Below are 26072 nucleotides of genomic sequence, written 5' to 3'. Positions count from 1 at the left end.
AAATCATCGTGTACAGAGGTATCAAGTAATTTTTATTTAAAACAATAATGCCCAAGGCAATGAGCAAAATAACATATAGCAAGATTATTGCATACTTTTTTGAAGTAGCGGCTTTAAAAACTTTTAAAAATGACTCTACAAAGTCGTATAGTATAATCATAGCTAAATATAAAACCCCAATTCCTATTGTCATATAACCAATAACAGAAATAGTTTGTGAATAATAGGTTAACATTGAGGCAAGAAAACCAATTATGACAAATAAAACAGGAAATATGTAAGTTAATCTATTCATAATTAAGTCCTTTTTGTTATCTACTCATAGATCATAACACTAATTTTAAAAATCTATCAATCTCATCTTGTCAATCGCTGAACAAAAAGTCTAAGCTAAAAATTTAACTTGATAACATGCAGCTTAATGATTGTGTTACAATCTAAACATTCATTTTTACGGCATTGGGTCATGGATAAAATTACAATTAAGGGTGCGAAAACGCATAATCTCAAAAATATCGATTTAGAGATTCCTCGCGATAAGTTAACAGTTATTACTGGGTTAAGCGGATCAGGTAAATCGTCGTTGGCATTTGACACACTCTACGCTGAAGGACAGCGGCGCTATGTCGAGTCGTTGTCAAGTTACGCCAGACAATTCCTATCCTTAATGGATAAGCCAGAAGTAGAGCATATTGAGGGTCTGTCACCGGCAATTTCTATTGAGCAGAAAACCACTTCACATAATCCACGTTCGACGGTCGGTACGGTGACAGAAATTTATGATTACCTGCGTGTATTATTTGCGCGTATTGGTGAACCAATGTGTCCTGTGCATAAGGTTGAATTAAAGGCACAAACCATTAGCCAGATGGTCGATCACACCTTAACTTTTAATGATGAAACAAAGCTTATGATTGTTGCACCTGTAATTATCGATAAAAAAGGTGAACATATTCAGTTAATGGAAAAGCTTTATGCCGAGGGCTATTTGCGTGCGCGTATTAATGGTGAATTATATGAGCTTAGTGATCCACCTAAATTGGATCGTTATAAAAAACATTCGATTGAGGTGGTGGTTGATCGCTTTAAACCGCAAAAGAAAAACCAGCAGCGTTTAGCGGAGTCGTTTGAAACAGCATTAGATTTATCAGCAGGCATTGCCAAGCTTGTATTTTTAGACGGTGAACAAGACGATATTATTTTTTCATCTAAGCATGCATGCCCGCATTGCAACTACTCATTGAAGGAATTAGCACCCAGAATTTTTTCATTTAATAGTCCGATTGGAGCTTGTCCAAGCTGTGATGGTTTGGGTACCAAAGCATATTTTGATGCCGATAAGATTATCGTTGATGAGCATTTAAGTTTAAACCAAGGCGCGCTGCATGGCTGGGATAAGCGCAATGGTTACTACTTCGCGCAATTAGAGGCATTGGCTAAACATTTTAATTTTTCTCTGGATACACCATTTAATAAACTCACCGATGCACAAAAGAAATTAGTGTTAAATGGTTCAGGGAAAACTGAGATTAATATTTATTTCAAAAGCTCAGGTGGCAGAGAATATCGAGCACAGAAGCCATTTGAAGGCGTTTTAGCAAATTTCGAGCGTCGTTATAAAGAAACCGATTCAAATATGATTCGTGAAGAATTAAGTAAACTCATGAGTAATTTACCATGCCCAAGTTGCAACGAAACACGCTTAAATGAAGGTGCGCGTAATGTATTTATTGCCGGCAAAAATATTGCGCAATTAACGGCATTGTCGATTAAAGATAGTGTGAAATGGTTAGATGATTTGAGCCTTACAGGTCAAAAGCGGGTAATTGCCGAGCGTTTACTCAAAGAAATTCTCGCGCGCTTGGGTTTTCTGGTTAATGTCGGATTAGATTATTTAAATCTATCACGGCAAGCCGATACACTCTCTGGTGGTGAGGCACAGCGTATTCGTTTAGCAAGTCAAATCGGTGCAGGCTTGGTTGGGGTGATGTATATTCTCGATGAACCATCGATTGGGCTGCATCAACGCGATAATCAAAAGCTATTAGATACCTTACATCATCTGCGTGATTTGGGTAACACGGTGATTGTAGTTGAGCATGATGAAGATGCGATTAAACAAGCTGATCATATTATTGATATAGGGCCTGGTGCTGGCATTCATGGTGGGACAATTGTGGCTGAAGGACGATTGAGTGAAATTATTGATAATAAAAACTCATTAACGGCGGATTACCTCTCTAAACGTAAACAGATTACGATTAATGGTAAAAAATTAAAGCCACAAAAAGGGCAATATGTTGAAATCTATGGTGCTAAAGGTAATAACCTGCAAAATGTTGATTTAAAAATTCCTTTAGGTTTATTAACTTGCGTTACCGGTGTCTCAGGCTCGGGTAAGTCGACCTTGATCAACAGGACACTTTATCCCTTAGCGGCAAAACTTCTTAATAAAAATAATAGTATTACTCCACAAGCCTATGATAAGCATAAAGGTTTTGAGTTATTGGATAAGGTTATCGATATCGATCAAAGCCCGATTGGGCGCACACCACGCTCAAATCCTGCGACTTATACTGGCGTTTTCACACCGATTCGTGAGTTATTTGCAGCAACTGCTGAATCGCGCTCACGTGGCTATCAGGTGGGACGTTTTAGCTTTAATGTCAAAGGCGGGCGTTGTGAGGCATGTCAAGGTGATGGTGTTTTAAAAGTTGAGATGCACTTTTTACCAGATGTCTATGTATCATGCGATGTTTGCCAAGGTAAGCGTTATAATCGTGAGACCTTGGAGATTCAATACAAGGGCAAAAACATTAGTGAAGTACTCAATATGAGTATCGAAGAAGCACTGGATTTCTTCTTTGCGGTACCGCAACTTAAACGTCGTTTGCAAACGCTGATGGATGTTGGGTTGTCATATATTACCTTGGGGCAAAATGCGACGACTTTGTCCGGTGGAGAGGCGCAAAGAGTAAAATTAGCCAAAGAGTTATCAAAGACAGCTACAGGCAAGACATTGTATATTCTAGATGAGCCGACCACAGGACTGCATTTTCATGATATTCAGCAATTACTAAACGTTATTATGCGTTTGCGCGAGCAGGGTAATACCATCGTCATTATTGAACATAATTTAGATGTGATCAAAGTAGCGGATTGGATTATTGATTTAGGCCCTGAAGGGGGTGATGGCGGTGGTCAGATTATTGCTGAAGGTGCGCCGGTAAATATTGCTAAAAATACACAGTCGCACACCGGCAGATTTTTAAAGATTATACTCTAATATCTAAAATGGGGGAGGATATGTTAAGGCGTATAATCATTTTACTGGTGACATTGATGGTTGTTTTTTCAGTGTATATCCCGTGGTTTAAACCAACAAAATATAAGCAAGTAACGCATAAAACCGTGATGTCTAGTGTTTATTCAGCCAGTGATTTAAAACAATATTTGCGAGGTTAATATGAAGTATAAGGCTGGAACGATTGTTGATGTCGAAATAAAGGCAGGTGATTTATTCATACGCAAAGCCGAACAAAAAACAATTTTTCCATTCTCCGAGTCATCATTAATTGATGGCTTAGATGAGAGTAGTCACAAAGCTTTAATGGCGAAACCACAAGTAATAAGCTAGCGCAAATTGGCACCAATAGAAGCTAGGCGTTTTTTCAAGCTTGGATGGGTGGAAAACATATCATCCATGCCGCCTGCGGCAAACTTACTACTGGCTGGATCATAAAGATAAGAGGCGCGACGCATACGTTCATTACTATTGTGCGCATAGCTTTGCGCAGTTTGCGGTTCGTTGTGATTTTGACTGATTTTAATCAGTGCATTGGCCATTGGTTTATTATCACGCATCAGCTCAACGGCACCAGCATCCGCCATATATTCACGTGTGCGGCTTAAAAATAACACCATCATACTGGTAATAAGTGGCAATATGAAACGCAATAACATAATCACCATAAAGATAATTGCCATCGCATTGCCACTATTGTTATTGTCACGACGGTTGCGGTTGCCACCAAAAAGTGTCGAGTAGAATAAAAACTCAATCATAAACATCAGCATGTTTGATAACACGATGGTAAATAGATTAAGCTTAATATCCTGATTACGAATATGCGTTAATTCATGTGCCATTACCGCTTGCAGCTCATCACGATTTAAGCGATTAGCAAGTGCCCGTGTCACCGCAACCATCGATGATTTTTCAGAAAAACCTGAAGCAAATGCATTCATATAATCGGCTTCAATCAAATATACTTTTGGCATGTAGGGCATATTTGCAGCGATCTTCATCTCTTCGGTGACGTTATAAATGCGCTGACAAAGTGGATCAGGGTCATTTGCGGTAATCTCACGATACTGTGTTCCAGCAAGCATGATTTTGTCATAATAGCTAAAGGTTGCCATCAGCCAAATAAATGCGATTACAGTGGATATAATCGTCGCCCATGGGGTGAGTTTCAAGGTGACAACAAGGTAAGCAATGTCACTAAAGCTCAGACGATACCCGGAATAAGTCATCATACCGCCATACTGGCTATAGCGCCAAACCAAATCAATCAAAAAACCAAGGGCAAAAAAGATAATTAAAAATAAAATGATAACGATATATGACTTGCGCGTGTTTTTCTTAACGACTTCGCGCCAATCAACACCGTTGATATCAATTGCTGCCATAGTTTATAACTCAACACGGCTATCTTCAAGCGCTTGGCGTTTATCATCACTGACTTGCCAGTAGATGAAATTTTCATCAAGCTTGCTTTTAAACATGTTAACGACGATGCCTGCAATCATCGACTTCTTATGTGCGTTGTATTTTTCAATACTGTCGTTAAAGGATTGCTTTGAAAAGGCCAGCTTGTTCTCAGTTGAGGTGATCTCTTCTTGCAGTTGGATGACATTTTGATTGGCTTTTAAATCAGGGTAATTTTCAAATTGGACATTTAAGCCACCAACGATTTTTGAAATTTCATTTTCAGCGGCCATGCGCGTTTCAGTGTCACCTTTTTCTTTGGCTTGTGTTGCCTGGTTCCTTAAAGAGGTAACATCTTTTAGTGTCGTTTGCTCATAGTCCATATATTTTTTAACGACGCTAATGAGTGAGTCAAAGACTTTGGCTCGACGATCTAATTGAACATCGATCTGGCGTTCAGAGTTTTTAACAGCTTCAATTTCGGCGATAAGGCTATTGTATGTCATTAGTACATAGCCAAAAATTAAAGCTAGAATAACAACGATAATAATGAGGGTAACCATATTTTTACTCCTGAGTTTGTTGATTACTAAATTATCAAACAGCATTAATTTGCCACGTATGTTGCTGGCATTCAAGCGTATTGTGTTTCATAATGACAGCATTTTTAAGCTTAAGTGTAATATAGATTGAGAAAAATGCTTGATTTAGTTGTTGTTGAGTCAAAACAAAAAGCAACACATGCTGTGATATGGTTACATGGTTTGGGTGCTGATGGGCATGATTTTGAAGCGATTGTCCCGGAGTTGAATTTGCCAGTTGATGCAAATATACGCTTTATTTTTCCGCATGCGCCTGTGCAACCCGTGACGATTAATATGGGTAGGGAAATGCGTGCTTGGTACGACATAAAACGCATCGACGATATAAAACGTGATGTGGATTGTAAAGGAATTGAAGATTCATTAATCGTGTTAGATGAGATTATTAAAGCACAGATTAATGACGGTGTTGCTACTGAAAATATAATTATTGCGGGCTTTTCTCAAGGGGGAGCGATTGCTGCGTTAGCTGGACTGACGCTGTCTTACGCATTTGCAGGCATTGTGTTGTTATCAACCTACTTACCCGATTGGGATTATTTTAAAACAAAGCTTAACCGTGCTAATCAGCAAACACCATTTTTTATAGGGCATGGCAGTCATGATCCGGTAGTGCCATTTGCAGCTGGGCAAATGCTTGAAACCAAGCTTGAGGAATTAGGTATAAAACACGAGTTTCATGACTATCCAATGGAGCATAGTGTATGCATGCCTGAGATTCATGATATTAGTCATTTTATTCAATCATGTTATGGGCTGATCAATGGCACCACCAAATAAATTGATTATTGCTTCGCGTGATAGCCAGCTAGCATTATGGCAAAGCCATTATGTTAAGGCGTTATTAGAGCAGACGCACTCAGGATTAGTCTGTGACATTATCACGATGAAAACACAAGGAGATAAGATTCTTGATCGCCCATTGAATCAGATCGGTGGTAAAGCGCTTTTTATGAAAGAGCTTGAAGTGGCAATGACTAAAGGGCGTGCAGATATCGCAGTGCATTCGCTAAAAGATGTCCCGTATGAGTTGCCTAAAGGCTTTGCATTGGGTGCTTTTTGCCAACGTGAGAATCCACAAGATGCTTTTGTGTCGAATGCTTTTGTCAGTATTGATGATTTGCCGCAAGGTGCGATTGTTGGTACATCCAGTTTAAGACGTAAAGCGCAGCTCTTAGCCTATCGACCAGATCTCAAGATTCATGATTTGCGTGGCAATGTGCAAACACGACTCAAGAAACTTGATGATGGGCAATATGATGCCATTATCTTGGCAGCGGCAGGGCTCATTCGTTTAGCATTAACCACGCGAATCAAGAGCCTGATTGATGTTAATGTGTCATTGCCAGCTGTTGGGCAAGGTATTGTAGTGGTTGAATATTTAGCACAAAACCTCAAGGTCAAAGCCTTACTCAATGCCATTGATAACGAAGATGCTAGAGTATGTGCCTTAGCAGAGCGTAGCTTTAATGAAGCGTTACAAGGTGGGTGTCATGTGTCTATTGCAGCATTTTGTGAAAAAGATTTAGAGGGTTTACGATTAACAGCAATGGTTGCCAGTAGTGATGGTAAAGAGCTAATGCGCGAGATGTTGATTGGTGATGATGCTGTTGATTTAGGTAAAGCGCTAGCGCGAAAGATGATCCAAAAAGGTGCGAAGAGCATATTGCAACAGTGATGCTAAGAACGTGAGGCAACAAATTTTGCAATATCAGATGCCAACTATTTTTAATTATTATAAATCTTAAAAACATTCTTGATTTTTACTTGACTTTTACCTTGTGAAGTAATTTTTAATCCGCATTCGTCTTATAAGGCTATTAGTGATTAATAATGAGGTAAAAAATGTTAAACAATAAATTTAAGCTATGTATTGCTATAGGAATGTCGTGTCTTTTTATCACCGAAAGCATGGCGTATTCGCTAGATGGGATTAAAGCGATGGATAAGCAAAGCATACATCATCAGAGTGTTTTGGTTGAAACAGCGATTAACTATAATGCCAATGGTAATATGTCTACGGACAATAAGGGTGCGAGTTTTAGCTATAATGCGGCAAATGAGCTAACACAAGTAAGCCTTGCCTCAGGGGCTAAAGAGAGTGATTATTACTATGCCAATGGTCTGCGTGCTGTGGCGCAAAGCAATACTCAAGTACTTGTGCATTACTATTCACACAATAATCAACTGTTAAACACAAGTGATGGTACACAACAATCATCCGCGTATTTAATAGCGAATAATGTGACTGTGCGGAGTGTCATGGGTGATGCAACTGTGCTGTTACACAATCGTCACGGTTCGGTGATTGCTCAGTTGAGTGATAATCCACAGTTCTATCAATATAGTGTCTATGGGGTTCAGAAGACGGAAGACGGAGGACAGAAGACAGAAAATAAAAATGGATCATTAGTTCTTGCAAGCAATCTTTTTCGCTATTCGGGCTATATGTTTGATCCATTGACTGGTTTATATTATCTTAAAGCGCGTGACTATGATCCAAGCTTAAGAAGCTTTATCCAAGCCGATAGCTATGCTTTTAATAAACAAGGGTTAATCAATGGTTACTTCTATGGCAATAACAATCCATTAATGGGTGTTGACCCTAGTGGGCATGTTTTTGACCCAGAGGAGATAAATAAGTGGATAGATGAGGTAGCTTCTGTCAGTGGTGAAAGCCAGGATTTGCAAGAAAGTGCTATGCAAAATATTTCTACTATTCCAATTCATCAGCAATTTAATTTAGAAAGTTCTGTTACACAAACAACACTAGACGAGCATGGCCGTGTAGATGTTACCTTGAAAAGAACACAAATAAAGCAGATGAGTGAGAGTAATAAACAGGTCAGATTTCATGGTGATGATTTAAAGTCCAGGGAAATAAGAAAAGTTCAATCCTCTAGCGATCCGATAGTTTCCGTTCGTAATAATTCTAGACTAAGAGCTAACGATCAGGGTGTACCTGAGGGGCAACTTGAACAGCGCTTCCCTAAAAGTATTTTTTTCTTCAAATTGATTGTAGGAGTCTCTATTGTATTGACTGTAACGATGGCACCGCTAGTAATACTGGGTTTGGAACTTTCCGGACCTGGAACCGACAATCCAGATATATGTACTTCGCAGTAATAAAACTTACTAGCTGGGTATAGTGTTAAAGTGTGATATCCAGGGGTCACCGCCTTTCAATTTACGGCCGATGGTTTGTTTGATTTCGGTGAGAAATTGCAAGAGAGTGAATGAGATGGTGTCGGTTTGGGGGGTAATAGTTTAAAAAATTTGGTTTCGGTACGGAGGCGACACACATAAATCGGTGGAAGCAGCAGACTTTGGCTTTATTAAAAACATTTTTGATTTTACTTGACTTTTACCTTGAGAAGTAATTTTTAATCCGCATTCGTCTTATAAGGCTATTAGTGATTAATAATGAGGTAAAAATGTTAAACAATAAAGTTAAGCTATGTATTGCTATAGGAGTGTCGTGTCTTTTTATCACCCAAAGCATAGCGTATTCGCTAGATGGGATTAAAGCGATGAATAAGCAAAGCATACATCATCAGAGTGTTTTGGTTGAAACAGCGATCAACTATAATACCAATGGTAATATGTCTATGGACAATAAGGGTGCAAGCTTTAGCTATAATGCGGCAAATGCACTAACACAAGTGAGCCTCGCCTCAGGCGCTAAAGAAAGTGATTATTACTATGCCAATGGTCTGCGTGCTGTGGCCCAAAGCAATACTCAAGTACTTGTGCATTACTATTCACAGCATAATCAACTGTTAAACACAAGCAATGGTGCACATTCATCTGCGTATTTAATCGCTAATAATGTGACTGTGCGGAGTGTCATGGGTGATGCAACTGTGCTGTTACACAATCGTCATGGTTCGGTCATTGCTCATTTGGGTGATAATAAGTCACAGTTCTATCAATATAGTGTCTATGGGGTTCAGAAGACAGAAGACAAAGGGCAGAAGACGGAAAATAAAAATGGATCATTAGCTCTTGCAACCAATCCCCTTCGCTATTCGGGTTATATGTTTGATCCATTGACTGGCTTATATTATCTTAAAGCGCGTGACTATGATCCAAGCTTAAGAAACTTTATCCAAGCCGATAGCTATGCTTTTAATAACAATGGGTTAATCAATGGTTATTTCTATGGTAACAACAATCCATTGATGGGCGTTGACCCTAGTGGGCATGTTTTTGAAGATTTTATGATTAACTCTGAAGATATATTTTTCCCTCAATTAATGGAAGAAGTTCCTAGCGAAATTCCTCAATACGAGATAATGCCAGCTGCAGCTGATTATCAGGACTCTACATTTAGCGAAATTATAAAATATAGAGGAATTAATAAACAGTTCAAAGCTTATTTTGATAAATATGTAGCCCGTCTGACAAACAATAAATTTCAATCCGTTAGTGATCTGATCATTGCTGTTCCTAAAAAATTGAGGGCAATAGTTAAAGATTATCGCACTCAGAATATTTCTAGGGATGATTTTGAATGGCGCACACTAACTCCTTGGGAAGAAATCAATGATTCAGGTTCTGATATGAATAATGTTTCACGTTTTAATATGAATAATGCAATGGATTATTATTTTAAGGAATCTGCTGAAGATCAGGAAAAAATTACCTCCAACATAGATAACGAACAGGGCAGGTTGGAAAGATTACATAAACAGCGTCTTTTTATACAGTGTCTTTGCATCACATATTTTGTTACAAGCGTTGTATTGGTGTTAATAAGTGCAGCTCTACCTATTTATTATGTCACATTTTTACAATAAAGCGCATCCATATCCTCTTGTTGTGCAATTTACTCCGCAGTGATAAAGGTTGCTAGCTGAGTATAGTGTTAAAGTGTGATATCCCATAGTAATCAAATATAGCATGATTTAGATTATGATCATCCTTTGAATTACCATCGCTGCTGCCGAGAAGTCCACGTTTACATAAAAAAGGCGGTGAGGATATGGCCATAATCACTTAAGTTTACAAAAAAATAGATTTCTCAATAAAACGTAATAACCCAAAAAATCCTTCTTGGAATGGACGGCGTGCGTAATTGCGGTAGGGGTTGGTTACAAGAATAGGGAAGCTTCCAGCCAATATACAGGCAAGGCATCCGGTTAATAACCTATCATCGACAAGAACAAGCTCATGTGCTTTGCATGGCGCTAATTCTTGAATTTTTAACAAGCCATCAGGATAAGGCTTTTTGGCAACTTCATCAATAAAACGGATATTAGGAAAATGCGTTGCAAAGTATTGTGCGCGTTGTGCTGTTGGCTTATTGGAGAGAATAAAAATATGATGCTCACTATACTTATCGGTTAGCGATTTCAGCCAATTTAGAATTTTTTTGTCTGGCAATGGTTGACCATGCGCGGCGAGTACACCATCAAAATCAAGTGCAATATAGCGAAGGCCCAATTTTTTAAGTTTTTCAGGGTTTAATTGCATGACATTTTCAACTTGATGTTTGCGTTGCGCAATGGCTTTTATTTTTTTGCGTTGATACCAGCTCATTTTAATCGTAAAACTAAATCGTCCCATTAAACTTGTATTCCTGATGTGTTATTGCTGTTGCTTTGCTTGTTTTCTTTATTTTCTTTATCTTCTTGTATTATCAGAGCTTGTTTATACAAGGCATTCTTTTTGCCTTGGGTGAGCTCTACTGCGATGCTGACAGCCTTTTTGATTGGCAGTTCTGCTAACAATAGATTAAGTAGTTTATGCTCATCAATAATAGTGTCATCTTTATTATCTGCATTAATACCTTCAATTAGGATAACAAACTCCCCCTTTGTTAATGAAGAGTCTTTTGTAAAATCAGACAAAATATCACTAGCACGTCCATGGAAAAAACGCTCAAACTTTTTCGTCAGCTCTTTGGCAACAACCAATGTGTGATTTGGTAAGGTACTTTGAATATCCGTTAAAGTATCGATAATTCGGTGTGTTGACTCATAGAAAGCAGTTGTCATAGTTGTATTTTGAATACTTTGCAAAATTTTTTTACGCGCACCTGACTTAGCAGGTAAAAAACCTTTAAACTGAAAATTATCGGTAGCAATACCTGCTGCTGATAAGGCGGTGATCAAGGCACTAACACCTGGTAATGGTACTACAGGATAACCGTGATCACGCAAGTTTTTTACTAAGTGAAAACCAGGGTCGCTAATCAACGGCGTTCCAGCATCACTGACTAGCAATGTGATTTTTTGTTCATTTAAATACCTAATTAATAATGCAATACGCGCCTGCTCATTATGTTCATGGCAGGAGATAATCACAGGAGGGGTAATAGCATATTGCTCTAGCAGTTTGCGGGTGATACGTGTGTCTTCTGCAAAGATCACTTCTGCTTGTTTTAGCGCATCCAAGGCGCGTAAAGTAATGTCTTGCAAGTTGCCAATTGGTGTAGCAACAACGTATAACATACCGCGTTCAATTTGAGTTTTCATGTAACATACTCACTAAATTGGCAATGTCACCTGCGCCTTGTACCAGTACCACATCATGTGCTATTGCAAGTTTATCTACAAGGGCTTTGGCTTCTTCATTATTATCTACATAAAAACACTGTGCGTGATCATTTTTTAATGTGTTAAATAAATCTAGCGCATGTGCGCCATCTATGGGGTCTTCACTGGCGGCATAACTGCGCATTAAAACCACAATATCCGCACCGTTTAAACAGTCGATAAACTCCTGAAATAAATCGCGCGTCCGCGTATAGCGATGTGGTTGGTAGATGTGAATAAGACGCTGATGTGGAAATTGTTTTGACACGGCATCCAGTGTACTTTGAATCTCAACCGGATGATGACCATAATCATCGATGAGTTGAATTGGGTGATTATTAACGATCGTTTGGTAGTGATTAAAGCGACGATAAATACCTTTAAAGCTTAATAGTGCTTTTTTAATGATATCCTCTGCAATACCAAACTTAAGACAAAGGGCAATTGCGGCAAGTGCATTTTCAGCATTGTGCGTACCAGGCAGTGTGCTGACAAAATCGTTATAAGTTTTATTTGTGACAGCAATATCAAACTTTGCGTGATCTGCTGTTTGCTGGAAGTCAGTAATTTGAATATCCATATCACTGTTTAAACCATAATGTAGTGCGTGTGGCTTTTGTATTTTGACTTTTTCTACGAGTTTATAGGCACTGTCACTACCACTACCAATGAGAATCTCACCATTGACATTATCCGCTAAAGCAAAATCAGCAAAGCTTTGAATAAGCGCTTTAATCTCATGTTGATAGGTTTGCATATGATCAAGATCAACATTACTAATGATAATATGTTTAGGATGTATTTTAAGAAATGAAGCATCACTTTCATCAGCTTCAATAATCATATAAGGTGAATTGCCAGCATGCGCGTGATGTGTGAAATCATTGGCAAGTCCACCGTTAATAAAGCTAGGATCAAAGTTAGCCTCATGCATGATATGTGCCAAAAGGCTAGTAATTGTTGTCTTGCCATGCGTGCCGGTAATGGCAATAAGCTCAGCATAGTCTTTGGTTAAAAAGGCTAGAAACTCCGCACGATGATAAACTTTTACATTTTGTTGTAACGCTTTTTGATATTCCGGATTATCTTTACGCATTGCTGAGGTGTAAATCACGGCATTGGCATCTGTCAAGTTCCTGGCACTATGTCCCAATGAAATTTGTGCGCCCAATTGCTGGAGTTTTATCGTTAGTTTAGAAGATTGCACATCAGAACCAGATACGCGATAGCCTTTTTGTAAGCAGAATATAGCAAGAGCGGACATTCCTATGCCACCAATGCCAATAAAGTGGTAATGCGGTGTGTTTTGTGTCGTTGTCACTGTGGTTATTTAGTTATGGCAAATCAATACTGTGAATTAGTTTAATATAACTAGAGATAAAAATATTGGGGAATTTGGTTTTATTGTACATTTGGATTTTTGATGTAGCGCTGAGCTAGTACTACGGGTAATAAAAAGCAGAATATAAATCCAGGTCCAATATCCAAGATCCATGAATTAACCAAGCAGCCAATAGCAAAAGCAATAATAAGAATGCGTGTGTTATTACGCATCATCATTGGCATATCTTTCGCATAATAAAAAGAAGCGAGCAATAAAAAGACAAAGACTGCTAGTGCCCATATGCCTGATTGCATCAAAAAATAAATATACTGGTTATGCGGATTGTTAATAATACGGTAGTATTTCTTGTCAGCTGATGGTACTTCGCTATTGATAAAATGTGTGCTGCACTGTGTTTGTGCTCCTGTGCCACATCCGTATAAAATACGCTGTGGTTTATGCTCAAAAATCCCAAGAGCTGTATGGTAGAAGCTTAGACGAATCCCGGCGGATGTGTAGGTATTGGTGCCATTATAATAACTGATAGTGCTGTTATATGCTTCATCCACACGCATCTTAAAGGTTGGTGAGAAATGATAAAAGGTGGCAAAAACACTGGGAACAATAACAATGGCAGCAAGAAGCCCTTTCCAGCGGAATTTCATAAAAAAGCCAACAGCAAGCACAGAAAACTCGATCAAATAACCAGTGCGACTGGTGTTTAATCCAAGCTCAGCACAAATAATGATAATGCCAAGAATAAGAAAAAGAATTCGTTGTTTCTTACTATGAGTTGTTAGTGCCATTGAAAACAGCATAAACGCGGCAACGGCAAATATAAAGCCTGTAACAAAATGCGATTGTGCAGCAGGAAAAGTTGGCCCACTAAAAACAATGGCGTTTTCAGGGCTTAGAAAGTAGTAATTCACAAAAATGGCAATCACATTTAGCATCACACCAATAAAAAATGCCAATAAAAGTTTATTAATAATCTCGGGGTTTTTATAACACACATAGGCAATAATCCAGACAATCAAGAGCTTATAAAATTTGCCAACCCAACCAATAGACTCATTCAATGGCAATGTCGAATACAGGCAGCTAATCAATGCTAATAAAATCAAAATGATTACTGGCCAAATATAAAAGCGTTTGATTAAGGAGAACTTAGCACGATAGTCGCCACTGATGATAAATAGCAATAATAGACACAAGGCAAATATGCTGGTGAGTGCTGTGGATACAGCCATAACGATACCTAGTCCGAAAGCGAAAAATAGGTAGGCTTTATTCAATAAGTTGTTGTTTTGGTGGGATGTGGTTTGCATGCTAAGTTTAGTTACCCTAAATAAGATTTTTGCTAGTATAAAGTCCTTAGCATTTCACATCAACTCAAGTAGAATCAATTTTATTGTAATGTATTGACTTCTCTTTATTGTGTTAAAAACTAATGACAAAATTTTACTAATTTCTCAAGGATTAAAGCGAGGTGGTGCTGATGTGGTGCTTCTGAATATGGCGCGACTTTTGTTAGGGCATGGGTTGCAAGTTTATTTGATTGTCTTTGATAAAGTAGACATTGAGGTTGATGAGCGAATTACTGTGTTTGTAGAGGCAGCAAGGAAAGCGCGTGGTATTAAAATGTTACAGGAAATATTGGTATCTAGATTAGTTACCAAGCTAGATAAGCATCACGATTTTAAAATGATTTTTTCCAACAAAACTACTTCAAGGAAATGGTTAAAAGACTCTGTTGAGAACAAAACATTTTATTATCGACATTTTTGTTCAAGTTTTGTGTTGGATAGAAAGTTAGAGGAAAGTGAAAAAGCCTATCAAAAGATGCGAGAAAAAGAATTTAGGCATTTTAACCAGAGACGAATTATATGTGTCTCGCATGGAGTGAAAGAAACACTTCTTAATAAGTTTAGAGTGAAACCAAAATCTATCCATGTGTTATATAACTTTTTTGATTTTGACTTGATTCGTAACAAGGCACAAGAATTTTCAGTTAATGAAAAGCCTTATATATTACATGTTGGTAGATATAGTTTGGATAGTAAGCGCCAGGATCTTTTATTGGCAGCGTTTGACCAGCTTACTACTGATGTGCGTTTGATTTTTATTACTGATAATGTTCCAGCCTTGGAGAATCTTGTGAAACTCTCAAAAAAAAGAAAGCAAGTCAAGGTCATGAACTTTATGAGTAATCCGTTTCCATATATGAAAAGCGCTCAAGTTGTTGTGTTATGTTCTGATTATGAGGCGTTTGGTAATGTGATTGTTGAAGCAATGATTTGTGGGGTAACTGTCGTTAGTACGGATTGTAAGTCGGGACCAAAAGAAATATTAGTTGAAAATTTGGCTAAATACTTAGTACCTTGTAATAATCCGTTGGCGCTAGCTAGGGTTATAAAAACTGCCTTAGTTTCTCCTGTGTTAGCAACAGAGTCTCAATTAGAAAAATTTAGCTTTGAAAATGCTTTTAAGCTCATCAATGAAATATACCAAAAGGATCTACTGTAGCTCAGATGTAAGGGGATAAATACGCTTTGTTTCAAGTAGTTTTTGCAGATGATTAAAGTTTTTAGATTCATTGGATCTATCTGCTTCTTTGTGCCATATGTGTAAAATTGTGGTTGCAAAGTAACCTGACTTTCTTCTTATGCCATTATTAATAAGACGGATCATTAGGTCAGAGTCTTCGTAGCCCCAGCCAGATATTTCTTCCTCAAAGCCTTGGATGTTCAATAAATCTTGTCGCCAAAAAGCCATATTGCAACCTTTGGCTTTTTGCCATTTTTTGGCATGCTTATATCTTGCGTTGCTATTTAAACCAAAGGCAAATAAAGTATGCCAACGATTGATATGTTTTAATAAACGTTGCTTGAGCCAATAGAATAAACTTTTATTTGAAACATCAAGTTGTAAGTTAAGTAAATTGTGACTGAATGTTTGGGATAATAAAATGCGATTACCTGCAACATAGTATCCAGTGTTGGCTAATATTCGGTGATTTAATATAAAATTGGGTCTGACAATGCAGTCTCCATCCATAAAAACAATGTAATCACCTCTGGCTTCTTTGATTCCCATATTGCGAGCTCTTGAAAGTCTAAACCCTTTATCCTCCTGCCACAAATGCTTTAAAGGAAAGCAAGCTATTGTTTTAAACTGCTCAATCATTTCTTTTGTTGTAGAAGTCGAACCATCATCAACAATAATAACCTCAAAATTATTATCTGTTTGATTGTTTAGTGCCGTTAAAACAAGTTGAAGTGCGTGAGGCCAATTATAGGTGGAGACAATAACAGAAATCAGTCCTTGATAAATGCTATTGTTCATTTTGTTGTTTCTCCCATAGCTTGATGTACTTAAAATAAGAGCCATAAGCTGATAATTTAGCAATTAAATAACCGCGTTTTCCATCTAGAAATCCTAAGCGCATAATAAAGCCACGTAAGAAAGTCCAGTGTTTATGAAAGTTGGCTTTTAGCAATGAGGTTCTTTTGCCTTTTTGCCAAAGGATTGTTGAGGTGCCATCGCTATAATCATTCATTTTCTTTAATGAACTTGCAATGCTGTCTTGAGAGTGATGAATAAGCTTGCCTTTTAGCATACCTGCTTGTTTTTTTGAAACATTGAGTTTGGCATGAACAATATCTTGTGTCCATTGATGTTTGCTGCAGTCAAATAAACGGACAATCCAGTCTTTTCCCCAGTCACCATGATAGATAATTTTGCTCAAAAAAAATGACCGACGATGCATTTTATAAAAACTGCATTGTGGGTTTTTCAATGTTGTTTTCATCGAGTTTGAAAGCTCGGGCGTTACTTCTTCGTCAGCGTCGAGGACTAGTCCCCAGTCAGTAGTTAATTGTGAAATGCCAAAATGCTTTTGTGGGCCATCACCAGGCCAATGGCGTTCAATGATTTTAGCACGGTAAGTTTTTGCAATTTCAAGTGTCTTATCGGTGCTACCTGAATCAACGACAATAATCTCATCCGCCCATTTAACAGAAGCTAAGCAGCGTGCGATATTTTTTTCTTCGTTTTTAGTAATAATGACTACACCAAGCGTATTTTTCTTTTCAGTCATAAATGTAAGATTGACCGGATTTGATTATGGAGCATCATAACACAAATTAATCAATGACAAGAATGTGTTATGATAACAATTTGCTAGAATGCGTTAGTTGAATGTTGAATGTTGAATGTTGAATGTTGAATGTTGAATGTTGAATGTTGAGTGAGTGGTGATGGAAATAATTGGATTAACGCTACTAATAGCCTTATGCGCGAGCATACATATTATTGATAAATATCGTACGATGCGTATGAGTTACTTGTTTAAGCCATTAACAACCTTGCTGATTTTAGGGTATGCCTTTTGCTTTAGTATTGCGCTTAATATATTTGTGATGTTGATATTATTAGGACTAATGTTGTCGTTAATAGGTGATATTTTTCTACTATCGACAAAGGCGCGATATTTCACTGGTGGACTTGCTAGCTTTCTCTTAGCGCATATTGCTTATATTGCAGCGTTTTCGTTGAAACTTACACTATTTCATTGGTGGGTTATTATTGTAATGCTGATATATGCGATATTATTTTATCTCATGTTATATAAAACGCTTGGGCAGGATCGTATTGCCGTTGCTGTTTATATTGTGGTGATTATGGTGATGGGGGCTGTAGCGGTTAATGTGTATCTTGCAGATAGGTCGCTACCAAGCTTGTATATCATGCTAGGCGCCTTGTGTTTTATGTTCTCAGACTCCGTGTTGGCATGGGATAAATTCAAACGCAAGTTAAAGCACGAACCAAGTCTTGTGATGATTAGTTATTATTTGGCACAGTATCTGATAGCGAGTGCTGCTATCTTATTGTATTAAGTGTCTCACATACTTTGGCAAGAACGCTTAGTTTACGCTTGGCATCGGTCACATAGTCGTTTGTTTCATCCCAAGCGTAACCGGCAAGAATTGAGCAAATTTTTGCTTTGATTTCAGGTGGCTGTGTGTGGCTAAAGATAATTTGTTGCAATTCACCTGTGTACCAAGCACGCACGTAGGCTTTAAACGTATTAACACCTTTTTGTAAAGGCTCTGCAAAGTCTTTCTGCCAGTTAGTATTTTTGCCTTGTAGAAAGCTATCTAATGTTTCAGCAGCAAGGACTGCTGATTTTAAAGCAATCGTCACGCCTGATGAGAAGATGGGATCTAAAAACTCACCAGCATTGCCAAGAAGTGCATAGCCTGAACCATGAAGCGTGCTAATATCTTGTGCATAACCGACGATTTTGCGTACCGGCATATCAAGGCTTATATCCTTTAAGATTTTATGTAAATTGGGTGTTTCATTGATAAGTTTTGTTAAGATTTGTTCTGGTACATCTTCACTTTGTTGTAGTAAGTGTGGTTCGCCGACAACGCCAAGTGAGTATTTAGTCTCGCTTAAGGGGATAAGCCAAAACCAAATGTCGCTATGTACTGGGTGCACTGTGATCAAAATTTTGTTCTGATCAAATAACCTTTGATCAAGCTTGCTATTGATATGCGTAAAGACAGACATACGCGGTGGAAATTCACTCGGTAGATTAAGCTTTAGCAGATTAGGTAATACGCGTGCAAACCCGCTAGCGTCTAGCACAAATTTTGTATGATATTGATGTGTTTTTCCGTCTTTATCAACCGTAATAACAAGCTGATTATTGTTACTAAAGTGAATGTCAGTAACTTGCTGTTCATAGATAATTGTAGTGCCAAACTTAGCTGCCTTGTTGGCTAACTGTTGATCAAAAACACTGCGCTCAACTTGGAATGTGCTATTAAATCCAGTGCTAAACTTTTGACTAAAGTCGAATTCAACATAGTGCTCTTGGCAGAAAAAAGCGGCTCCATTTTTAAATTGGAAGGGAGTATTTTCAATACATGAAAGTAAGTTAGCATGTTCTAAAAATTCCATCGCTTGTGGCAGCAGGCTTTCACCAATGGAAAAACGCGGGAATTTGGAGGACTCAATAATCGTTACCTGATAGCCTTTTTGCGCAAGTATCGCTGCGGCAACGCTGCCTGAGGGACCGGCACCAATAATTAAAACATCAGAGTGAAAGAAACTAGAAGCAGTATTCATTGAAAAAGTCATTGATTAAAATATTTAAACTGGTGTGCTCACTGTAATCAAAAATCAAGCGTTACTCTATAATAATTTCATAAAAAGCAAGTTTTAGCACTTTTCTTTTTTTTTATCATCAGTTATCTTGTTATAGAGCATTTTTTGCTCGTAGGTAAAATTACCCGTTAAAGAAAACAGGAAGGGGAATACAAATGTTAAAAAAAATCACACTGGCAGTGCTTGTTGTATCTGCTACTACGGTAGTATATGCGCAAGATACTAACACTAGTAGTGCTGATAATCAATCAGTACAAGCACAAATTGCTGAACTGAAAAAAGAGATTGCAGCACTGCAAGTAAGCCAAGAAGCGATGGTGAAGTCAACATCTGCAGAAACTAAACATGGCAGTGTTGAGAGTGTTGGTACTGGAACGGATAGCTCAGATCATGTTACTGTGCCAACGAATATGGGGCAAATTCAGAACTTCTTATTCTCAGACATTCACGAGGGTGTTGTGCCAATGGGAATGATAAGCTCATCGCAATTTGCATTGGGATTATTAAAGCAGCGTAATATATACAGTGATCGCGCACTAGTTCTTGGTGGTTATTTGGAAGCGGATCCACAGGTTTGGCATGGTAGCCCTATTAAGTATGGTAAAGGTACTGCGTCGGAAACATATCAATCAGGTAAGGGCTTACCAATTACCACGGCTAACTTGTATGTTGCTGCTAACCTAGGTCGTTATGTCACTGCTGAGACAACTCTAGCAGCAGACCCCTCTGATAGTTATAAAATCAATGCACAAGAGGCATTTGTGATGTTTGGTAATTTGGATGACTTTCCACTTTATGCTACAGTTGGTAAAAACCGTTTAGCATTAGGGTCATTCTCAGGTGGTGGTCCATGGACTGGTTCATTAACACAGATGTTATTTAGACCAAGCCGTATCAATAACGTCTCTCTTGCCTACTATAAAGATGGTTTAAGTAGTAATGTGACCCTTTTCCAGACGGATGATCATACCAGCAACTTTATCTATGCTGCATTTTATGGTGGCGAGTCAGGTAAATGGGCATATGGTATTAATGGTGGTTACGTTTACGATGTCAATGGTACGGGTAATAGCTCATTTAATATTGCAACACAGCCAGGACCAAGTAAGACACGCATTGGTGCGGTGAATTTTGATGCTAGTTTAAACTACGACATCTATGGTGTTGGTGCTGGTTGGGCGCAAGCGACGAATAAGTCAGATCAAACAAATAGTGGCTATGCTGGTGCATGGTATGCTCAAGCAGGCTTCTCGCCTGATATCTATGGTCGTTCAACTAACTTCAATATCGCTTACAACGGTGCTTATAATACCAATAATTTACCAATTACTTTAAGTGGTAATGCAGATAAGGCATATTCAACTTATGGGGCGGCTACTGGTGTTGATAAGATGGTTGTTGCTTCAGTACAACGTCCATTCTTTACTGAGAATGTGTTGATTGGTCTAGAATATGCTTATATGCATATGTACAACAATCAGCATACCAATGCATATACCTTAGATTTATCGGTATACTTCTAAAAGGAAGAAATATAAAAACAGGAAAAAATCATCCATTTCCTATTTTTACTATCTTTAAGCCTGCAACTGCAGGCTTTTTTATTTGTTCTTAAATTTTATAAGTTATTGATAGTGGTGCATGATCTGAAAACCATGTATCAGTGTAAATGTCATCAGCAATGACCTTATCTTTTAACTCAGGTGTAATCCACTGATAGTCAATCCGCCAGCCGACATTTTTAGCGCGTGCCTGACCGCGATTTGACCACCAGGTGTATTGCTCAGCTTTTTGATTAATCACGCGAAAAGCGTCAATCCAGCCAATGTTACCAAAGACATGGTCAAGCCAAGCGCGTTCTTCAGGTAAAACGCCAGATGTTTTTTGGTTTTGTTTCCAGTTTTTAATATCGATTTCCTTATGTACAATATTGACATCACCACAGATAATAAAACGCTTGTTTTTGCTAAACTGCTCTTTGAGTATACTTTTGTATTTGTCTAAAAACTCCATTTTATACGCCTGGCGCTCGTCACCACTAGAGCCAGACGGGATATAGATAGATGCAATACTTAAATCCTCATAATCAAATTGAATATAACGCCCTTCATCATCTGCCCAGTCTATGCCGAGTGTGTGGATGATGCGCTTGGGTCTACGTTTGGCATAGATTGCAACACCACTATAGCCTTTTTTCTTGGCATCGGTATAGGCGTAGTGATAGCCTTCTGGGAAATAGATAGCATCATCTTTGAGCTGCTCAAATTGTGCTTTAGTTTCTTGAATGCATAAGAAATCAGCATTTTGCTGGCTAAACCAGTCAAAAAAACCTTTGCGTGTGGCGGCTCGAATACCGTTAGCGTTAAATGAAATAACCTTCATATCGTCCTTCTTAAATTTCTATGGTAAATAAAAAAGCCCGCAACAGCGGGCTTAAGGTTAAGATGTCAAGGTGAATTATTTAGCAGTTGTGTCTGCTTTAGTATCAGTTGATTTAGTATCATCATTTGCTGCTGCAGGTTTTTCTGCTTTTTTTGCTTTGATTAATTCCACTTTGAAACTTAATACTTGGTTAGGTCCGATTTGTGGTGGAGCCATTTCACCATAAGCTTGCTTAGGCGCACAGTAAAGAATAACAGTTGAACCTACTGGAATTTGGCTTAAGGCATCAGTCCAGCAAGGAATGACTTGGTTTAATGGGAAGGTTGCAGGTTTCCCTGTTTTTTCAGAGCTATCAAATACTTTACCAAGAAGCTCGCCTTTTGCTAATTTAGCAGCACCTGCTTTAGCGTTCTTGTTAAAGTCAGCAGCAGGAGTGGTTCCTGTATAGTTGACTGTCACAGTATCTGTTTTAGCAGGAATTTCACCTTTACCTTCATTGATCATTTGATAGTAAATCCCATCAGCTGCTTTTTTTATGTTTGGCATCTTAGCAACATCAGCCATGAACGCATCTGCCGCTTTCTGATTTGCTTGGCCTTCTGCTTTTATTTTAGCTTGACTTTTTTGGATCATTTCCATTTGGAAAGCTTGCATAACTTCTTTGCTTTCTTTATCAGAAATCTTAGACTCTTTGCCTTCTAACCCGGTTTTTAGACCATCGTTTAGTTTCTTGACATTAAGCTTGATATCCTGTGATTTGAAGCCTTTGCCCATCTCGTAACCAATGATGTAGCTTACCTGGTTCATGTCAACTTTAGCATGTTTTGCAGCAGCTGGCTTTGCATTAACTGTAGTTTCTGTCGTATGTGCATCTGCCGCATAAGCCGTGATCGAGCCAGCAAAAAGCATTGCAGTGGTTAATGTAATAATCTTTTTCATATGTTCTCCTTAGATTGAGATTATCTGTTGAAAGGTTAAAAGTTCAAATACGCATCACATCGTAGAAATTGATTCGGCATAAGTCAATATGTGTATGCGGCAAAAAATGCTATATTCATTGTGGTGATATTATGCTTAATGCATTTTAGACGGATTCCGTTTATGCTAGTTGCATGGATGTTAAGGATAAATAGTGCGAAAGAGGAGTGCGATGTGAGGGGATTGAAATTGAGTATTATTTTGTTAACTATGGGTATTGGATATGCAGGGGCGCAAACGCAATCTACAGTAGATTATGCGTTAGGAGATTATTATTACCCTTACGTTAATCAACATGAAAAGAATAAAGGCTGTTTGACAGAATTTGTGACGAAAGTCTTTAAAAGTCAAGGGATTGCACTTGGTGAAATTAAATGGTTGCCGTGGAGTGTTGCAATGAAAAGTTTAGCCTATGGTGTGTCACCGAGTGTTTCATTTCCATGGAGTTATACCAAAGAACGTGCGCAAAAATATCTTTATAGTGATGCACTTTACACGAAGTTCGCATATATTTGGGTATTGCTGGATGAAAAGCAAAATTATCTTGATTTCAAACAATTACAAGGGGCTAAAGTTTGTGTGCCACAAGGATATGGTGCTTACGGTAAGCTTGCAGAAATGTTGGAGCAAAAAAAAGCGACACGCATTACCGCGTTGACGATGCAGGATTGCTTTAATCAATTAAAAGCTAAGCGTGTGACCGCAGTCTATGCTGGAGACGATGCACTTGAAAATATTGCACATGTCAAAAATGGGGAGAATCTTTTTATAAAAGCCTTTGTTGCAGATCAGCAAACACATTATCTTATTGCAGCGAAGGATCAAACCGGATCTGCTAAGCTCATTAGTTTATTTAATAATGGTCTTAAAACCATGAAGTTTAACCCAGATCTAGTTTGCAAGTTTGATAAAAATTAATTATTGATTTGTGGGTGGTATATTATTTTAATGATATATTTAATTTCTTTCCAAACATGTGTTATGTAATGACAGAGACAAGTTGCGTTTCAACTATCCCCTCACCCGCGCAGCTTAAGCTGCACGACCTCTCCTTCAGGGTGAGAGGTAATAGCTGATGTAACTTGTTTTTTCACCATTGCCATGCTCACGTCGCTAAATATTGGAATGGTGAAATAAAAGAGTTAGTGTATTCGCTAAATATCTGCTGAATTGCAATTGTGAAGCAATATTTTTTTGTGCTATGGTTGGGCTTGATGAGTGTTTACAAAATTTTGTTGTGAAGCCATCGCGACAAGGTCAGCGATATACTATAATGTCCAACCAATAAATAGACTTTTAGGTTTGACCTTAGAAGTTAAACAATAAGCAAAATCAATAGGATTACATTTGCATGAAGAAAAATGAGTTCTTGCGAAATGCACTATTCTGGGGCTTAATTGCCATAGGGTTGGTGTTTATTTTTAGCAATATGAGCACTAAAACTGATTCATCAACGACGATGAAGTACTCGAATTTTGTGCAGCAATTAAAGAGTGGTAGTATTCAGACGATTAATGTCGATGGTCGTACTTTTACTGGGACAACTGATACCGGTGAGAAGTTTATTACTTATGCTCCGCTATTGGATCAAAGCATCGTTGACCAGATGTTAAATAAAAACGCTGAAGTTTCTGCTAAAGCACCTGAAAAACAGAGCATACTATTAGCACTTTTAATCAATTGGTTACCACTATTGGTGATCTTTGGCCTTATTGCTTTTTTCATGATGCGTGCCGGTGGTGGCAAAAGTGGTGCTTTCTCATTTGGTAAAAGCAAAGCAAAGCTCTTGGGTGAGGATCAGATTAAAGTTACTTTGGCTGATGTAGCAGGTGTAGATGAAGCCAAAGAAGAAGTGGCTGAAATTGTTGATTTCTTAAAAAATCCAGCCAAATACGAAAAAATCGGTGGCAAGATTCCTAAAGGCGTCTTGATGGTTGGGCCTCCAGGCACGGGTAAGACTTTATTAGCGCGCGCAATTGCCGGTGAAGCAAAAGTGCCTTTTTTCTCAATATCAGGTTCTGATTTTGTTGAAATGTTTGTCGGTGTCGGTGCGTCACGTGTGCGTGATATGTTTGAGCAAGCCAAGCGTCGTGCGCCTTGTATTATCTTTATTGATGAGATTGATGCAGTGGGTCGTCATCGTGGTGCTGGCTTAGGTGGTGGGCACGATGAGCGTGAGCAGACATTAAACCAAATGTTGGTTGAGATGGATGGGTTTGCTGATAATGAGGGTGTTATTGTTATTGCAGCAACCAACCGACCGGATGTGTTGGACCCTGCCCTTTTACGTCCTGGTCGTTTTGACAGACAGGTTACCGTTGGTTTACCAAGTGTTAAAGGGCGTGAGCAAATTCTAAAAGTCCATATGCGTAAGATTGTGGTCGCCGATGAGGTACGTGTTGATTGGATCGCGCGTGGTACACCTGGTTTCTCAGGTGCTGAGCTTGCTAACTTAGTGAATGAAGCAGCGTTATTTGCTGCACGTGTTAATAAAGAAATCGTTGGTATGGAAGAGTTTGAAAAAGCCAAGGATAAAATTTTAATGGGTACGGAGCGCCGCTCGATGGCAATGAGTGATGAGCAGAAACGCTTAACAGCATACCATGAAGCAGGGCACGCTATTGTTGGGCGCTTGGTACCTGATCACGATCCTGTGTATAAGGTTAGTATTATTCCCCGAGGGCGTGCCTTGGGGGTTACGATGTATTTGCCAGATGGTGATCAGGTAAGCCAATCACGTGAGCAGTTATTAAGCCGTTTATCAAGTATCTTTGGCGGGCGTATTGCTGAAGAGCTAATTTTTGGTTATGACAAAGTCACTACGGGAGCTTCTAATGATATTCAAGTGGCAACAAATATTGCTCGAAGTATGGTCACTAAGTGGGGTTTATCCGATAAGATGGGACCAATTTTATTTGATGAAGATGATCAACAGCCGTTTTTAGGGCAAAGCATGGGTAAAAATCCAAAACACTTCGCGGATAAAACAGCGCTTGATATCGATGGTGAAGTGCGCCGTTTGATTGATGAAAACTACTCAAGGGCAGAAACTATTCTTAAGGAAAATACCGATATCTTGCACGCTATGGCAGATGCATTGATGAAGTATGAAACCATTGACTCAATGCAAGTTGATGACTTAATGGCGCGTCGTGAAGTCAGAGAACCGGGCGATTGGGGTGATAGTTATATTCCTAAGGATGATAAAGAAAAAGCGGCTCCACAAATAGCGAAAGAAACAGTAACTGCGACACCACCTGAAGTCTCTAAACCACAACAAGCGGATGATCAACCTGAAAAATAAATGCTGAAACGCGTGGATATTATTGCAAATATAATTTGACTTATCACACTTTATC

General features: G+C 38.5%; 24 protein-coding genes. 12 read left to right on the top strand and 12 right to left on the bottom strand.

All coding sequences use genetic code 11. From position 1 onward, the window contains the following. Positions 1–295, bottom strand: a 295-nt coding sequence (locus DNK85_RS08795) for a hypothetical protein (protein WP_162896638.1), incomplete at its 3' end; no start/stop codon positions are given. A gap of 171 nt (positions 296–466) precedes the next feature. Here DNK85_RS08795 and uvrA point away from each other — a divergent pair. Genes uvrA through DNK85_RS11575 form a run of 3 tightly spaced genes read left to right on the top strand, consistent with a single transcriptional unit; the run spans position 467 to position 3637 of the window. Further along, a complete protein-coding gene (gene uvrA / locus DNK85_RS08790) occupies positions 467–3286 on the top strand; it encodes an excinuclease ABC subunit UvrA (RefSeq protein WP_119329206.1) in 2820 nt (939 codons plus the stop codon). A 20-nt stretch (positions 3287–3306) separates the two neighbouring features. Next, a complete protein-coding gene (locus DNK85_RS11580) occupies positions 3307–3465 on the top strand; it encodes a hypothetical protein (protein ID WP_162896637.1) in 159 nt (52 codons plus the stop codon). Position 3466: 1 nt separating this feature from the next. Continuing rightward, on the top strand, positions 3467–3637 hold the full coding sequence (locus DNK85_RS11575) for a hypothetical protein (RefSeq protein WP_162896636.1): 171 nt from the start codon (positions 3467–3469) through the stop codon (positions 3635–3637). Here DNK85_RS11575 and htpX read toward each other — a convergent pair. Further along, positions 3634–4692 carry a zinc metalloprotease HtpX gene (htpX, locus tag DNK85_RS08785; protein ID WP_119329201.1) on the bottom strand — a complete coding sequence of 353 codons (1059 nt, stop codon included), beginning with the start codon at positions 4690–4692 and terminating at the stop codon, positions 3634–3636. The two genes, DNK85_RS11575 and htpX, sit on opposite strands and share 4 nt — an antisense overlap. Before the next feature lie 3 nt (positions 4693–4695). Beyond that, positions 4696–5274, bottom strand: coding sequence for a LemA family protein (locus tag DNK85_RS08780; RefSeq protein WP_119329200.1), 579 nt, complete (start codon positions 5272–5274; stop codon positions 4696–4698). Between the two features lie 135 nt (positions 5275–5409). Here DNK85_RS08780 and DNK85_RS08775 point away from each other — a divergent pair, with 135 nt between their 5' ends. The 4 genes from DNK85_RS08775 (at position 5410) to DNK85_RS08760 (ending at position 10112) form a co-directional block, all read left to right on the top strand. Next, positions 5410–6093, top strand: coding sequence for an alpha/beta hydrolase (locus DNK85_RS08775; protein WP_119329199.1), 684 nt, complete (start codon positions 5410–5412; stop codon positions 6091–6093). Next, positions 6077–6991 carry a hydroxymethylbilane synthase gene (gene hemC, locus DNK85_RS08770; protein WP_119329198.1) on the top strand — a complete coding sequence of 305 codons (915 nt, stop codon included), beginning with the start codon at positions 6077–6079 and terminating at the stop codon, positions 6989–6991. The genes DNK85_RS08775 and hemC overlap by 17 nt, the downstream gene beginning before the upstream one ends. A 167-nt stretch (positions 6992–7158) precedes the next feature. Beyond that, the gene (locus DNK85_RS08765) at positions 7159–8439 is read left to right on the top strand and encodes an RHS repeat domain-containing protein (RefSeq protein ID WP_119329197.1); all 1281 of its coding nucleotides are present in this window, start codon (positions 7159–7161) and stop codon (positions 8437–8439) included. 308 nt (positions 8440–8747) lie between these two features. Beyond that, a complete protein-coding gene (locus DNK85_RS08760; protein WP_119329196.1) occupies positions 8748–10112 on the top strand; it encodes an RHS repeat-associated core domain-containing protein in 1365 nt (454 codons plus the stop codon). Positions 10113–10317: 205 nt separating this feature from the next. Here the strand turns inward: DNK85_RS08760 and DNK85_RS08755 are convergent, their stop codons facing one another. From DNK85_RS08755 to DNK85_RS08740, 4 genes are all read right to left on the bottom strand, one after another. Continuing rightward, positions 10318–10881, bottom strand: a complete 564-nt coding sequence (locus DNK85_RS08755; protein WP_119329195.1) for a YqeG family HAD IIIA-type phosphatase — start codon at positions 10879–10881, stop codon at positions 10318–10320. Next, complete coding sequence (gene rsmI / locus DNK85_RS08750) at positions 10881–11792, bottom strand: 16S rRNA (cytidine(1402)-2'-O)-methyltransferase (protein ID WP_119329194.1); 912 nt, start codon at positions 11790–11792, stop codon at positions 10881–10883. Before rsmI ends, DNK85_RS08755 begins: the two co-directional genes overlap by 1 nt. Next, positions 11776–13173, bottom strand: a complete 1398-nt coding sequence (gene murC / locus DNK85_RS08745; RefSeq protein ID WP_162896635.1) for a UDP-N-acetylmuramate--L-alanine ligase — start codon at positions 13171–13173, stop codon at positions 11776–11778. Before murC ends, rsmI begins: the two co-directional genes overlap by 17 nt. Before the next feature lie 80 nt (positions 13174–13253). Further along, a complete protein-coding gene (locus tag DNK85_RS08740; protein ID WP_162896634.1) occupies positions 13254–14426 on the bottom strand; it encodes an O-antigen ligase family protein in 1173 nt (390 codons plus the stop codon). Positions 14427–14613: 187 nt separating this feature from the next. On the opposite strand from DNK85_RS08740, the gene DNK85_RS08735 reads away from it, so the two are divergent. Beyond that, positions 14614–15702 carry a glycosyltransferase gene (locus tag DNK85_RS08735; RefSeq protein ID WP_119329191.1) on the top strand — a complete coding sequence of 363 codons (1089 nt, stop codon included), beginning with the start codon at positions 14614–14616 and terminating at the stop codon, positions 15700–15702. Here the strand turns inward: DNK85_RS08735 and DNK85_RS08730 are convergent. Beyond that, positions 15694–16521: a glycosyltransferase family 2 protein gene (locus tag DNK85_RS08730; protein ID WP_162896633.1), complete on the bottom strand. Its 828-nt coding sequence runs from the start codon at positions 16519–16521 to the stop codon at positions 15694–15696. The genes DNK85_RS08735 and DNK85_RS08730 overlap by 9 nt on opposite strands. Continuing rightward, complete coding sequence (locus DNK85_RS08725) at positions 16511–17275, bottom strand: glycosyltransferase family 2 protein (protein WP_119329189.1); 765 nt, start codon at positions 17273–17275, stop codon at positions 16511–16513. Before DNK85_RS08725 ends, DNK85_RS08730 begins: the two co-directional genes overlap by 11 nt. Positions 17276–17435: 160 nt before the next feature. On the opposite strand from DNK85_RS08725, the gene DNK85_RS08720 reads away from it, so the two are divergent. Next, positions 17436–18074 carry a lysoplasmalogenase gene (locus DNK85_RS08720; RefSeq protein WP_119329188.1) on the top strand — a complete coding sequence of 213 codons (639 nt, stop codon included), beginning with the start codon at positions 17436–17438 and terminating at the stop codon, positions 18072–18074. Here DNK85_RS08720 and DNK85_RS08715 read toward each other — a convergent pair. Further along, entirely contained in the window at positions 18058–19314 is a 1257-nt protein-coding gene (locus tag DNK85_RS08715; RefSeq protein ID WP_119329187.1) for an NAD(P)/FAD-dependent oxidoreductase, read from the bottom strand. The two genes, DNK85_RS08720 and DNK85_RS08715, sit on opposite strands and share 17 nt — an antisense overlap. A gap of 194 nt (positions 19315–19508) precedes the next feature. On the opposite strand from DNK85_RS08715, the gene DNK85_RS08710 reads away from it, so the two are divergent. Further along, positions 19509–20876, top strand: a complete 1368-nt coding sequence (locus DNK85_RS08710) for an LbtU family siderophore porin (protein WP_119329186.1) — start codon at positions 19509–19511, stop codon at positions 20874–20876. 88 nt (positions 20877–20964) lie between these two features. Here DNK85_RS08710 and DNK85_RS08705 read toward each other — a convergent pair whose 3' ends face one another. Both DNK85_RS08705 and DNK85_RS08700 read right to left on the bottom strand, forming a co-directional pair. Next, a complete protein-coding gene (locus DNK85_RS08705) occupies positions 20965–21735 on the bottom strand; it encodes an exodeoxyribonuclease III (RefSeq protein ID WP_119329185.1) in 771 nt (256 codons plus the stop codon). A 75-nt stretch (positions 21736–21810) separates the two neighbouring features. Continuing rightward, positions 21811–22674, bottom strand: coding sequence for an FKBP-type peptidyl-prolyl cis-trans isomerase (locus DNK85_RS08700; RefSeq protein WP_119329184.1), 864 nt, complete (start codon positions 22672–22674; stop codon positions 21811–21813). Positions 22675–22887: 213 nt separating this feature from the next. On the opposite strand from DNK85_RS08700, the gene DNK85_RS08695 reads away from it, so the two are divergent. Beyond that, the gene (locus tag DNK85_RS08695; RefSeq protein ID WP_162896632.1) at positions 22888–23631 is read left to right on the top strand and encodes a substrate-binding periplasmic protein; all 744 of its coding nucleotides are present in this window, start codon (positions 22888–22890) and stop codon (positions 23629–23631) included. 433 nt (positions 23632–24064) lie between these two features. Beyond that, complete coding sequence (ftsH, locus tag DNK85_RS08690; protein WP_119329182.1) at positions 24065–26017, top strand: ATP-dependent zinc metalloprotease FtsH; 1953 nt, start codon at positions 24065–24067, stop codon at positions 26015–26017. Positions 26018–26072 lie beyond the last annotated feature (55 nt).

Origin of the sequence: Cysteiniphilum halobium (assembly GCF_003574425.1) — a bacterium.
Classification (GTDB): domain Bacteria; phylum Pseudomonadota; class Gammaproteobacteria; order Francisellales; family Francisellaceae; genus Caedibacter; species Caedibacter halobius.
This window is presented reverse-complemented; position numbering and strand designations above follow the sequence as displayed.

Coding starts and splice junctions, on each gene's coding strand:
- uvrA (WP_119329206.1), top strand. CDS start 467: ATGGATAAAATTACAATTAAGGGTGCGAAAACGCATAATCTCAAAAAT.
- DNK85_RS11580 (WP_162896637.1), top strand. CDS start 3,307: ATGTTAAGGCGTATAATCATTTTACTGGTGACATTGATGGTTGTTTTT.
- DNK85_RS11575 (WP_162896636.1), top strand. CDS start 3,467: ATGAAGTATAAGGCTGGAACGATTGTTGATGTCGAAATAAAGGCAGGT.
- htpX (WP_119329201.1), bottom strand. CDS start 4,692: ATGGCAGCAATTGATATCAACGGTGTTGATTGGCGCGAAGTCGTTAAG.
- DNK85_RS08780 (WP_119329200.1), bottom strand. CDS start 5,274: ATGGTTACCCTCATTATTATCGTTGTTATTCTAGCTTTAATTTTTGGC.
- DNK85_RS08775 (WP_119329199.1), top strand. CDS start 5,410: ATGCTTGATTTAGTTGTTGTTGAGTCAAAACAAAAAGCAACACATGCT.
- hemC (WP_119329198.1), top strand. CDS start 6,077: ATGGCACCACCAAATAAATTGATTATTGCTTCGCGTGATAGCCAGCTA.
- DNK85_RS08765 (WP_119329197.1), top strand. CDS start 7,159: ATGTTAAACAATAAATTTAAGCTATGTATTGCTATAGGAATGTCGTGT.
- DNK85_RS08760 (WP_119329196.1), top strand. CDS start 8,748: ATGTTAAACAATAAAGTTAAGCTATGTATTGCTATAGGAGTGTCGTGT.
- DNK85_RS08755 (WP_119329195.1), bottom strand. CDS start 10,881: ATGGGACGATTTAGTTTTACGATTAAAATGAGCTGGTATCAACGCAAA.
- rsmI (WP_119329194.1), bottom strand. CDS start 11,792: ATGAAAACTCAAATTGAACGCGGTATGTTATACGTTGTTGCTACACCA.
- DNK85_RS08740 (WP_162896634.1), bottom strand. CDS start 14,426: ATGGCTGTATCCACAGCACTCACCAGCATATTTGCCTTGTGTCTATTA.
- DNK85_RS08730 (WP_162896633.1), bottom strand. CDS start 16,521: ATGAACAATAGCATTTATCAAGGACTGATTTCTGTTATTGTCTCCACC.
- DNK85_RS08725 (WP_119329189.1), bottom strand. CDS start 17,275: ATGACTGAAAAGAAAAATACGCTTGGTGTAGTCATTATTACTAAAAAC.
- DNK85_RS08720 (WP_119329188.1), top strand. CDS start 17,436: ATGGAAATAATTGGATTAACGCTACTAATAGCCTTATGCGCGAGCATA.
- DNK85_RS08715 (WP_119329187.1), bottom strand. CDS start 19,314: ATGAATACTGCTTCTAGTTTCTTTCACTCTGATGTTTTAATTATTGGT.
- DNK85_RS08710 (WP_119329186.1), top strand. CDS start 19,509: ATGTTAAAAAAAATCACACTGGCAGTGCTTGTTGTATCTGCTACTACG.
- DNK85_RS08705 (WP_119329185.1), bottom strand. CDS start 21,735: ATGAAGGTTATTTCATTTAACGCTAACGGTATTCGAGCCGCCACACGC.
- DNK85_RS08700 (WP_119329184.1), bottom strand. CDS start 22,674: ATGAAAAAGATTATTACATTAACCACTGCAATGCTTTTTGCTGGCTCG.
- ftsH (WP_119329182.1), top strand. CDS start 24,065: ATGAAGAAAAATGAGTTCTTGCGAAATGCACTATTCTGGGGCTTAATT.